The 12,008-nt window shown below is 40.6% G+C and carries 11 protein-coding genes; 5 read left to right on the top strand and 6 right to left on the bottom strand.

Going from position 1 to position 12,008, the window contains the following annotated elements:
- Window positions 1-12: 12 nt before the first annotated feature.
- Window positions 13-2,040, bottom strand: a complete 2,028-nt coding sequence (locus C8D94_RS11805; protein WP_115124166.1) for a dipeptidyl-peptidase 3 family protein — start codon at window positions 2,038-2,040, stop codon at window positions 13-15.
- A gap of 140 nt (window positions 2,041-2,180) precedes the next feature.
- Between C8D94_RS11805 and C8D94_RS11800 the strand changes: the two genes are divergently transcribed.
- From C8D94_RS11800 to C8D94_RS11785, 4 genes are all read left to right on the top strand, one after another.
- On the top strand, window positions 2,181-3,236 hold the full coding sequence (locus tag C8D94_RS11800) for an SRPBCC family protein (protein ID WP_115124165.1): 1,056 nt from the start codon (window positions 2,181-2,183) through the stop codon (window positions 3,234-3,236).
- Between the two features lies 1 nt (window position 3,237).
- A complete protein-coding gene (crcB, locus tag C8D94_RS11795; RefSeq protein ID WP_115124164.1) occupies window positions 3,238-3,609 on the top strand; it encodes a fluoride efflux transporter CrcB in 372 nt (123 codons plus the stop codon).
- 137 nt (window positions 3,610-3,746) lie between these two features.
- Complete coding sequence (locus C8D94_RS11790; RefSeq protein WP_115124163.1) at window positions 3,747-4,391, top strand: hypothetical protein; 645 nt, start codon at window positions 3,747-3,749, stop codon at window positions 4,389-4,391.
- Window positions 4,392-4,597: 206 nt separating this feature from the next.
- The gene (locus C8D94_RS11785) at window positions 4,598-5,830 is read left to right on the top strand and encodes an MFS transporter (protein ID WP_115124162.1); all 1,233 of its coding nucleotides are present in this window, start codon (window positions 4,598-4,600) and stop codon (window positions 5,828-5,830) included.
- A 123-nt stretch (window positions 5,831-5,953) separates the two neighbouring features.
- Here the strand turns inward: C8D94_RS11785 and C8D94_RS11780 are convergent, their stop codons facing one another.
- Window positions 5,954-6,169, bottom strand: a complete 216-nt coding sequence (locus C8D94_RS11780; protein WP_115124161.1) for a hypothetical protein — start codon at window positions 6,167-6,169, stop codon at window positions 5,954-5,956.
- A 106-nt stretch (window positions 6,170-6,275) separates the two neighbouring features.
- The gene (locus tag C8D94_RS11775) at window positions 6,276-6,731 is read right to left on the bottom strand and encodes an Lrp/AsnC family transcriptional regulator (protein ID WP_115124160.1); all 456 of its coding nucleotides are present in this window, start codon (window positions 6,729-6,731) and stop codon (window positions 6,276-6,278) included.
- Window positions 6,732-6,855: 124 nt separating this feature from the next.
- Between C8D94_RS11775 and C8D94_RS11770 the strand changes: the two genes are divergently transcribed.
- Window positions 6,856-7,251, top strand: a complete 396-nt coding sequence (locus C8D94_RS11770; protein ID WP_115124159.1) for a hypothetical protein — start codon at window positions 6,856-6,858, stop codon at window positions 7,249-7,251.
- Window positions 7,252-7,297: 46 nt separating this feature from the next.
- Here the strand turns inward: C8D94_RS11770 and C8D94_RS11765 are convergent, their stop codons facing one another.
- From C8D94_RS11765 to C8D94_RS11755, 3 genes are all read right to left on the bottom strand, one after another.
- On the bottom strand, window positions 7,298-7,750 hold the full coding sequence (locus C8D94_RS11765; protein ID WP_115124158.1) for an RES family NAD+ phosphorylase: 453 nt from the start codon (window positions 7,748-7,750) through the stop codon (window positions 7,298-7,300).
- Entirely contained in the window at window positions 7,750-8,268 is a 519-nt protein-coding gene (gene parS, locus C8D94_RS11760; RefSeq protein ID WP_245946299.1) for a type II RES/Xre toxin-antitoxin system antitoxin, read from the bottom strand. The genes C8D94_RS11765 and parS overlap by 1 nt, the downstream gene beginning before the upstream one ends.
- A 212-nt stretch (window positions 8,269-8,480) precedes the next feature.
- Window positions 8,481-11,900 (bottom strand): methylmalonyl-CoA mutase family protein, encoded by a 3,420-nt coding sequence (locus C8D94_RS11755; RefSeq protein ID WP_115124156.1) that lies wholly within the window; start codon window positions 11,898-11,900, stop codon window positions 8,481-8,483.
- Window positions 11,901-12,008: the final 108 nt, after the last annotated feature.

Below are 12,008 nucleotides of genomic sequence, written 5' to 3'. Positions count from 1 at the left end.
ATTTTATAAAAACTACTTTAGGTACGAATACTTCTCACTGTACTCTAGCATTTGCCCTTCAAAAGTCTCAGGTTGTTCTATACTGAAGCTTTCTATTTCCCCTGCATCGTTCATGGTTGGCACAATTACAGGGTTAACAAAACCACTATAAGGAGCAGACTTAAACTGTGCGTTTCTGTCCAATACTTGCTTGTGCAGGTCTTGATCTACCTTCACACCATAGTTTTCAACCAAGGCTTTTCCAGCTTCATAATCCCCTTCGGAAGTAATGCGCTGCGTCTCTTTTAACAATTGCCCGAACAGTTCACGAAGCTTATCGTAATCCTGAATGTCGTAGTATGTTTTTCCGTCCTTTTCAACTTTAGCGATCACATTATCTTCCTTACCTTTCTCATATACCCAAGCACTCACCCATTGGCGGTTACGCATATGTGCTTCTTCTACATCGTCTCCCAGCTCCAAGCGTACCAATTGACCCACTAGACCATTACGGATATACCCATCATAAGCTGCCATTCCGGTTTCTCTCCAGTTTTCAACCAAGCCCAATTCCTCAAGCTTCGGATCCATTAGGTAATAAAGACCGAATAAATCTGCACGACCTTCCTCTATGGTAGATTTGTAACTCTTCAACGTTTCCTTAGGTGTTCCCACTCCCTTGTTAATTTGTCCAGAAGCGTGCCCCACTACCTCATGCAAGGCAGTATGTAGTTTGTCTGCCAGCTGCCCATATTTCTTCTCAAGGCGAATCTCTTCCTCATCATGAGCAAATTCCTGTAAACGTCCAGAGCCTCCAGCATTGTTGTAGGCATTGATAATGTTACCCAGCGAAACTGATTTACTACCGTGCTTTTGGCGTATCCAGTTGTTATTGGGCAAGTTTACACCTATGGGAGTACTTGGCGACGCATCCCCAGCTTCTCCTGCAACAATCACCGTTTTATAGGAAACCCCTGTTACGTTGGGCTTTTTGTGCTCCTCCATTAAAGGTGAGTTGTCCTCGAACCATTGCGCTTCTTCAGATAGCACGGCCATTTTTTTGGACATATCGAAGTCTTTTATCTCTACTATTGTCTCATAAGATCCTTTGTAGCCCTTTGGGTCGTTGTACACTTCAATAAAACCGTTTATCCAGTCTATGTTACCATCGGTAGTATTTACCCAGGATACTGCATAATCGTCCCAAGTGTCCAGGCTTCCGGTTTTGTAATATTCAATCAACAAACCTAAGGTTTCGGCTTGTTTGGGGTTTTCGGCCACTCCTTTGGCTTTTTCCAGCCACTTTACGATATTCTCTATCGCTGGGCTATACAGTCCACCAATTTTATACACTTCTTCTTTTAACTGCCCATTTTCTTTCACCAAACGTGTATTAAGTCCTATTTCAATAGGTTCTTCGGCATCTACTTCCATAGCTCCGTAAAAGTTCTCAACATCGGCCGTTGTTACGTCGGGACCATAAAAGTTTATGGCGCTTTCCAGCACAATATCGGCATCTTTGCTCAGGTTTACTTTCTTACTGTCCTTGTCGTTAAAGATTACTTCAAAAGCTTCACCATCCAGCGTGCTATTGGTTTCATCTAACAATTGCCTTAAATATTCTTTGTTGAAATCTGGCTTTATCTTGGCGTTGCTATAATGGTGGTGAATTCCGTTACTGAACCAAACGCGCTTTAAATAAACTTCAAAACTTTTCCAGTCATCAGATTCCTTGTCACCTTCATACTTTTTGTATACGTTTTCAAGGGCATTCCTAATAGCCAAGTTGTGGCGGTAGTTCTGCGCCCACATGATGTCACGCCCTGCAAGACCTGCCTGCGTTAGATAGTATACCAGCTTTTGCTCTTTTAGGGTAAGGTCTTCCCAGCTTGGGATTTGGTACCGCAGTATTTTTAGGTCCGCAAACTGTTCTACCTGATAGTTAAAATCATCGGTTTTTGCAGTTGTGGTTTCTTCTTTTGGTTTCTCTTTCTTGGTATCGTCACAGGAAACGAACAGGAAACCGAAAATGGCAAGGGCCATCAACAAATAGTTCTTCATGATATGTAATTTTGGTTTTTACAAATGTAGCAAAATTTACTGCTGAAATCTTATAAACCGAAGTTAGCTTAAGAAGGGAATGCCACTAAGGTCGCAAAATTGATTATCTTAGCATCTACAACCAAAAATTATCCCGACAAATGAAAATTTTAAAATACCTCTTTTTTCTTATCCTAATATTCTTGATAGGTGGCGCTATTTACTTTGCCACCAAGGATGGCTCTTACGATGTTGCCCGGACAAAAACCATTAACGCCCCTGCCGAAGTGGTGTACAATAATGTTAAGGATTTCAAGACCTGGCAAAACTGGGGCCCGTGGATGGCCGAAGACGAGAACATAGAGATAAACTATGCCGAAAAGACCCAAGGCGAAGGTGCCTCCTATTCCTGGAAAAGCGACGTAATGGGAGATGGCTCTATGAAAACCACTAGGGTTATCCCTAATAAGGAAATGGAACAAAAAATTGTCTTTAACACACCACTGGGCGATAGTGAAAGTGATGTATACTGGAAATTTGAAGAAGGTGAAGAACCTAGTACTACCAAGGTAACTTGGGGAATGAAGGGCGAACTATCCTTTATGGATAAGGTGTTTATGAGTTTTCAGGAAGGGGATTTTGAAACCTCATTGAGCTCTATGTACGACCAAGGCCTTGAGAACCTTGACCAAGTGGTTATGGAGGAAATGAAAAAATTTGAGATAAGCGTAGACGGAATTGCACAACACGGTGGCGGGTATTATATGTACAATACCATATCGGCCAAGATGGGCGATATTGGAGCAAAGATGGGAGCCATGATGGGGCAGGTTATGGGATATATGCAATCCAACAATATAGCTATGACAGGGAAACCTTTTGCTCTATACAACCAAATTGATGAAGCCAATGGTACCGTGATCTTTTCAGCTGGTATTCCCGTTAGGGATCGTGTGATAACCCCAGAAGGGAGTACGGTGGTATCTGGTTATATGGAACCAGTTTCAGCATTAAAAACAACGCTAAAGGGTGGCTATGATAATATTCCCGCAGCCTATGCGAAAGCGCAAGAATATATGCAGCAAAACGGGCTCACTCCCCATCCTACCGCCAAGATGTTTGAAGTGTACGTTACCGATCCAAATGAAGTTCCCAACCCAGCAAACTATGTAACCGAAATTTATATGCCTGTTTTAGTGCCCGAAGAAGCTCAATAGCATGAAACAACTCCTTTTGGTTTTTTTAGGCGGAGGCTTGGGAAGTAGCTTACGCTATATAGTAGGCAACTATCTTAACAGTACGAGCAACGGCATACCCTATGGTACCTTTTTGGCCAATATTCTTGGTAGTTTTTTAATTGGAATAATACTTGGGTGGGCCGCAAGGAGTGAAGCTTTATCACAAAATACTGTACTATTTTTAGCAACCGGTTTTTGTGGTGGTTTTACTACGTTTTCAACATTTGCTTATGAAAATCATGTATTCCTAAAATCTGGCGATTTTTTCTCTTTTGCCTTTTACACGATAGGAAGTTTTATAGTTGGTTTTGCCGCAGTATTCTTAGGAATGTGGCTGGTTAAAGCATTTTAGCAAATCCCTTTGTACCATTCCAACTCAGTCGAATAAGAAAACTTGAATGAGAGCACTTTGCTTCAACTAAAAAAAAATCACAATTGTATGCCAAAAATATTTCATTAGGATATTTTTGTCGCTAAAATTGAAAAAATATGTCCCAAAAACTCACTACAATTCTGTGTTTACTACTCATTGTCTGTTCATTCCAAAACACTATTGCCCAGCGCATACGGTTCGACAAGGACAAAATGGAATTCCTGAATACTACTGAAAAAGTGAATGTTGTATTCGTCTACGACAGTCTGGTATACGATCCGGAAGTACCTGAAGCCCAATTCTTAATAAAAATGCAAGAGAAAATAGTAAAACACGGCGATGCTGAAATGGCACAGCAGTTTATGTTGGATTATCCAAAAGCAAAATTTGAGGAATGGCCCAACACATTTGTAACTGCTGTTAACCAATGGAGCGCAGACTATAAAAACGCCCCAACATTTGTAGTGGAGGACACAACAGCCAAGTACACCATGAAAGTCCACACACGATGGTTATACTTTGGATATGATGCCGGTATTGTAGACCAACCTGCAAAAGCGACAATGGATATTTATTTTTATAAAACCGAAGTGCCAGACACAATTATTGAAACGACCACAATTCGCAGGGCTATGGGCACTTACAACAATAAAGACGGAGATGGTGAGAAATGGCCTAAACCAAACCTAAGCAAAATGGCAAAGGCTTTTGATAAAGCAGGATTTAAATTTGCAAAGGCTATTAGAAGAGTGGTAGATTGACCTATTGTTATAGTTTTCAAAAAAAACACTACTTTTATACCTCAATATACAAAAAATGAAAAGTAACACCTATACCCAAAATTTTTCTGTTGTGAGAAACCGAAAACCCGGGGAAGGTATGTATTGAAATAGAACTATAACATAATTCAATAACAAAACGTCCCGCAATATCGCGGGACGTTTTATTTTTATAACAACTAACCAATATGCGAAAACTCTACAAAAATTACATCAGCAATTTCTCGGGCCTCTCCAAAGAAATATGGATGTTATCCCTGGTTACTTTTATAAATCGTGCCGGGGCAATGGTTATTCCTTTTTTGTCCCTGTATTTAGTCAACGAAAAAGGATTTACCCTGCCACAAATAGGTTGGATAATGACCTGTTTTGGGTTAGGCTCCCTTGCTGGCACTTGGGTAGGCGGAAAACTAACCGACACCATTGGAGCTTATAAGGTAATCACAACCAGTCTTTTCTTGGGGGGATTGGGATTTCTGGCACTGCAGTTTATTGACACCTTTTATGGTTTCTGTATAGGGATATTCACACTTATATTTATAGCAGACTCTTATCGTCCTGCCATTTTTGTTGCTTGCGATGCGTATAGTAAACCCAAAAATGTTACACGCAGCATTGCGCTCATTAGACTGGCGATTAACCTGGGATTTTCTATTGGGCCTGTGATTGGGGGGATTATCATTGCTCGCATAAGTTACAATTCGTTATTTTGGATAGACGGGGTTACTTGTATTCTTGCGGCCGTATTGCTTTTCTTACTGTTGAAGCCCAAAAAGATATCTAGAGAAGAAAAGGAAACTGCAAAAATTAAAGAAGGCGTTTCTCCCTATAAAAACCCACTGTATCTTTTGCTCATACTTATTATGGTATTGAGCGGCATGATGTTTGTACAATACTTTTCTTTAATACCCTTGTATTACGAACAAGCTCACTTTTTATCTGAAGATGTAATTGGCGGGCTCCTTTTCCTTAATGGGATAATAATCGTGCTTTTTGAAATGCCACTGGTAGGATGGCTGGAGCGCATTAATATATCCAAGACCATGGCAACTTTTTGGGGAATACTATTTCTCGCTTCCAGCTTTTTGGTTCTTAATTTAAATGACAGTTTCATGGTGTTGGTATTGGGGATGATTTTAATGACACTGGGGGAAATGGTTGAATCCCCATTTTCTAATGCCCTTGCGCTAGAGATGGCCCCAAAAGGCAGAAAAGGCAGCTACATGGGGCTATACAGCATGAGTTTTTCTCTTTCGCATATTTTTGGGCATAACGGTGGAATGAATCTCGCTGACAAGCTTGGTTATGATATTACTTGGTATGTAATATTTAGCATTTTGGCCATTGTTTCGGTCATAACGCTTTGGCTACACAAGAAATATCACAAAACTAAATTACGGTTTGAGGAAAGAGCGGTATAATGCCCAGTACTGTTACGGTCGCTGTTCGTTTCTTCAAAAAACTGTTTCAAAAAGTAGCCCAACCATTAATAATTAATGGTTGGGCTGTATTTTCATCTTTAATTAAAATCTAACTTAAATTTACTATTGATTTTTAACTTTTTCAGCTTTAAGATTTTTTTTCAGCTTTCTTTTCCGCTTAGTTAAAATAACCGCATCCAAACAAGAGAGGAAGAGGCCAATACCCGAAATCAAACAAATAAACCTTACAACAGCTGCTCCAATAAATTCAATTCCTGAAAAGCCAAGCGCAAAAGTAATTAGAGTTATAATTAGGAAGTGTATAGTATATTTTTTCATGACGTTTTTAATTTTATACTAAATTAATCCTTAAAAGCACACCAAATTATTAACAAAACCATAATTGTAGATACTTTAACTGAAACTACAAGGATTACTAAAATCTTTAACTTTTAGAAGCATTGGACTGTTTAATAGCATTATTTGCAACTACGTGCGAAAGTACAATTTGTGTCTTGGTCTCCCCATAAGAAATAAGCTGGTCTATAAATGCCTCCAAATGTTTTTGGTTGCGCAAGACCACTTCCATCACAATATTCTCATTGCCCGTTATACGGTAACAATTCAGTACCTCGTCATAGGTCTTTACCTTTTCCAAAAAAGGTTTCAGTTTTCCCATAAAAGCCCTAAGGGTGATTATTGCTTTTAACTGGTAACCAGTCTCAAATGGCGAGATAGCAGTACGGTATCCAAGTATTATTCCTGCATCTTCCATCTTCTTTATTCTTTCCGAAACAGCTGGTGAGCTCACACCTACCCTCCTACCAATTTCAGAATTACTCATCCTAGCATCTAGCTGAAGATGATACAGGATTTTCCAATTTAGTGAGTCTAACTTCATTTAAAGAATATTTATAATTTTACTTAAAAATTAAACCAAATATACCTTTTTGCTTTAAATATTATATGCAATACTCAAACTATCTCACTACATTTGAGAAAAATAATTAATCGCTAAACCACTAGTGTTACCTACCGCACACACTGCTTTTCCCCAATCTGCCATCTATAAGAAGGCCAAGGAAATATTTGCCCTATCCAATAACATCTCACAATATCTTGTCCACGATTTTTGTTCCCTTAACGAGGACGGAACCGAGCATGAAAACATTTATTTTACGGGGGATATCGTACAACAATCTGTAAATCTAGCACCTGAAATTTTAAAAGCTGAGCAAAAAGCATTTCAAGAAGAAAAACAGAAGCACATAGCTTCTGTAACCAAGCTAACAAACTCCCTCTACCGAAACTGTGAACGCTTGGAACGGAGTAACAGTAAAGGCAAAGACTTCTTGCCTTTGTTACGAAATGAGCTAAAAAAATTCAAGAAATTGCAACGCAACTGGATGTTGACACTGTAATTAAAAATCTACTTTTTTCCTCATCAAATTTAAATAACCATACAAATCAGAACCTGGCGTCTAGTTTAAGTACTTCAGTTCTTACTATTTTGGTTTCCTTCATTAAAGGATGTAGCGGATTGATAAGAATATTATTTTCCTGAGGAAGTACTGCCGAAGGCACAATAAGCGCCAGTTCCTCTTGTTCTTGAAGCCATCTGGAACCAAACATTGCAATTTCAACAGGGGGCTTTATCTGGTCCCAGGCAGCATGGATAAACTTTGGGGTACTTAGCAATTTGGTGCTTTTTTCTTCAATTTCAAGCTCAATATACGAAAGCTCCTTTGGCAAGTTGGCCATATCATTATGTACCAATACCTCTAGCAAACATAATGACAAATGCTGCGAACAATATAGCATTGGGCTGCCTCTTTCATTCCACCTCCCCCCGTAAAGTCGCGCACCTTCCCCGCTCAAGTCGTTAATATAATTAGTGGTAGCAACCCTAAATACCTGCATTACGAATACACACCGTGCTCGATACGGCCAATTACTGAATCAACATATTGAATACCGAAGGTAGTGTCCAGAAAATCCAAGGGTTTCTGTCCTTCAAAAAGTAAAGGGGTAGAATGTAGCCAATCTTTGAATTTTTGAAGCGTCCCAAATACCGAAATACCATGAGATACCAAAGCCGCAATTTCAAAAAGTTGTTCTGTGCTATACACACTTAACAGCTCCTTATCCTCCTTACGCTGAAGTGTACGGTGGGAAACATGTAAAAGGTTGCTCATGTGTTCCATAGAAATGCCCAACACCTCGCACAACGAAAATAAAACAGATTTTGGCAAACCCCTGCGGGTAACCTCAATGAGATCTATATCGCTGTTTACTACTTGACCCACACGGGAACTGCCCCCCAAAACTCCAAGCATACGAACATATTTGTTTGAAATATTATAAAAAGCCTCGGGTTCTTTGGCTAAATCTATGGATGTATATTTTTCATTACCGGCCATGTTCATGACATTTGTCACAAATATACACATTTTTGTCGTGTGTCAAAAATTTTCCTTCTTTAAAACAGCCATTCAACATCTCCATATGTTTAGAGGATTTCAGTTACGTTCACGATAAAAATATCGTAAAATATACCCTGCGCTAAATTTCTTGAAAACTATAAAAAAATTCGGCAAAAATAAAGAGAGACCCTCTCACTATGTAATCCCTGTAATAGGTGGTTCACTGTTTACATATTCCTTCTATACTGTCCACCCACTTCAAAAAGCGAATAGGTTATTTGGCCCAAAGAAGCATATTTGCAAACTTCCATCAGGGCCTCGAAAATATTATCGTTGTCAATAGATTTCTGTTGAAGCTCCTTTAGCAATTCTGAAACTTTTTCCTCGTTGCGTTCGTTTAGGTTTTCAACAACCTCTATTTGGTATTTTTTCTCTTCTTCGGTGGCCCTGATTACTTCAGCAGGTTGCACAGTGGGCGAACCCTTACTGCTCAAGAAGGTATTCACCCCAATGATAGGGAACTCACCCGTATGTTTCAATGTCTCGTAGTACAAACTTTCTTCCTGGATCTTACTGCGCTGGTACATTGTTTCCATGGCACCCAAAACACCTCCCCTTTCGGTCAGGCGGTCAAATTCTTGTAGAACGGCCTCTTCTACAAGGTCGGTCAATTCCTCAATGATAAAACTTCCCTGTATGGGGTTTTCGTTCTTGGCAAGACCCAGTTCCTTGTTAATGATAAGCTGTATGGCCATTGCACGACGCACACTTTCCTCGGTAGGTGTAGTAATGGCTTCATCGTAAGCATTGGTGTGCAAACTGTTACAGTTATCGTAAATAGCATACAAAGCCTGGAGTGTGGTACGTATATCATTAAAATCTATTTCCTGTGCGTGCAATGACCTTCCTGAAGTCTGGATGTGGTATTTCAGCATCTGTGCTCGCGGGTTAGCACTGTATTTATGTTTTAACGCCTTGGCCCATATTTTTCTTGCTACCCGCCCAATCACAGAGTACTCAGGGTCTATTCCATTGCTGAAAAAGAAAGAGAGGTTGGGACCAAATTTGTCAATGTCCATTCCACGGCTCAAATAGTATTCCACATATGTAAATCCGTTGGCGAGGGTAAATGCTAGTTGGGTAATGGGGTTGGCACCAGCCTCGGCAATATGGTATCCAGAAATGGAAACCGAATAGAAATTACGTACCTGCTGCTCTATAAAATATTCTTGTACATCCCCCATTAATCTCAGGGCAAATTCCGTAGAAAAAATACAAGTGTTCTGTGCTTGGTCTTCTTTTAAGATATCGGCCTGTACCGTTCCGCGAACTTGCTTTAGGGTTTCGGCCTTTATTTTTTCGTAGACATCTCTTGGCAATACCTGATCGCCCGTAACCCCCAGTAGCATTAAACCTAGACCGTTGTTGCCCTCTGGCAGCTCACCTTGGTAATTGGGACGCTTCTTCCCTTCGTAAATATCAGCAATTCGATTTTCGATTTCGTCTTCCATTTCGTTTTCACGAATGTATTTCTCACAATTCTGATCAATCGCCGCATTCATAAAAAAGCCTAGCAACATGGGTGCGGGCCCGTTTATGGTCATACTCACCGAGGTCATTGGGTGGCTTAGATCGAACCCACTATATAATTTTTTCGCATCGTCCAGACAGCAAATGGAAACCCCTGCATTACCTATCTTTCCGTAGATATCTGGACGGTGTCCGGGATCGTTTCCATATAGTGTCACACTATCAAAAGCTGTGGAAAGCCGCTTTGCGGGCATTCCCAAGCTTACGTAATGGAAACGGCGGTTGGTACGCTCTGGCCCACCTTCACCAGCGAACATACGCGTAGGGTCCTCGCCCGTTCTTTTAAAGGGATACAATCCTGAAGCGTAGGGAAATTCTCCAGGTACATTTTCCTGCAAGCACCAGCGAAGGATGTCACCCCAAGCCTGATATTTGGGCAAGGCAACTTTGGGTATCTGGGTATGCGATAGACTTTCGGTGTGCGTTTCAATCTTTATCTCCTTATCGCGAACCTTAAAGGTATATATTGGATTTTTGTACTTGTTCACCTTTTCATCCCACGAAGTAACGACCTCCCAATTGTAGGGGTCAAGGTCCATTTTAGTGCTGTCGAATTCGGCCAACAACAATTTCAGGAGTTCTTTGTTATTTTCTGAAGTCTCAATGCTTTCTGAAACAATTCCCCCCTTATCAATTTGGGGAGTAGCACCTGAGACCGTTTCGATTGTTTTAAAGATTCCGTAGAGTTTTTGGGCAACTTCGGCTTGTTCTGCAGCGGTTTTATCGTACGCCCTGTTATTTTCAGAAATTTCAGAAAGATAGCGTGTACGGGCCGGTGGGATAACGAAAATCTTTTCGCTCATCTCGTTGCTGATTTCAAAAGTACTCTTTAGATCCGTATCGGTTTTTGAGGCCAATTGATCCATGATAGCCTTATACAGTGTGTTCATCCCAGGATCGTTAAACTGTGATGCGATGGTTCCAAAAATAGGTAACTCGTCTTGTGGCGTGTCCCACAACTGGTGGTTGCGCATATATTGTTTTTTCACGTCTCGAAGTGCGTCCTTAGCGCCACGTTTATCAAATTTATTGATGGCAACCAAATCGGCAAAGTCCAACATGTCTATCTTTTCCAGCTGTGTGGCGGCTCCAAACTCTGGTGTCATTACATATAAGGAAACATCACTATGTTCTAGGATTTCGGTATCGCTTTGTCCTATTCCTGAGGTTTCAAGAATGATAAGATCATATTCTGCGGCCTTTATCACTTCAATGGCCTCAGAAACGTATTTCGAGAGCGCCAGGTTACTCTGCCGTGTTGCCAGGCTGCGCATGTACACACGCGGGGAATTAATAGCATTCATCCTAATACGGTCGCCCAGCAATGCTCCACCTGTTTTTCTTTTTGAAGGATCTACGGAAATGAGCCCGATGGTCTTTTCGGGGAAATCCAATAAAAATCTACGGACCAGCTCATCAACCAAGGAGGATTTACCGGCACCACCGGTTCCAGTTATTCCTAAGACCGGAGTTTTAAGGGTTTTGTTCTTTTTATGGATTGTTTCCATGGCCTCCTTTGCCACTTCCGGGAAATTTTCAGCTGAAGAAATAACCCGTGCTATTGCTCCCGGCTCTTTTGTTGAAAGTTTTTTTACTTCTCCGTTTAAAGTATTACCAATGGGAAAATCTGAAGTTTTCACCAAATCGTTGATCATTCCTTGCAGGCCCATTTCGCGTCCATCGTCCGGGGAATAAATCCGGGTGATACCGTACTCCATTAATTCTTTTATTTCTGAGGGGAGGATCACTCCACCGCCCCCACCAAAGATCTTGATATGCCCCGCTCCTTTTTCTTGGAGCAAATCGTACATGTATTTAAAATACTCGTTATGCCCACCTTGGTAAGAAGTCATCGCTATAGCATTGGCATCTTCCTGAATAGCCGTATTTACTACTTCTTCAACACTTCTGTCATGCCCTAAATGTATCACCTCAACACCTGTAGATTGTATGATACGGCGCATGATATTAATGGCGGCATCATGGCCATCAAAGAGAGAGGCTGCGGTGACTATACGTACTTTGTTTTGTGGAGTATATGGAGTTTGTTGTTGCATGGAAATATATTATAATTTTGAGAGGCAAAGGTACGAAAACACTATATAAATGTTAATTTTAATTAAAGCTGCAGCAAAACCTTTCCTTATAACAGGGTAAGCAGTGTT

It is taken from the genome of Marinirhabdus gelatinilytica, from assembly GCF_003353425.1.
GTDB lineage: Bacteria > Bacteroidota > Bacteroidia > Flavobacteriales > Flavobacteriaceae > Marinirhabdus > Marinirhabdus gelatinilytica.
The sequence above is the reverse complement of the archived record's forward strand: the minus strand, read 5'-3'. Positions and strand labels throughout refer to the sequence as shown.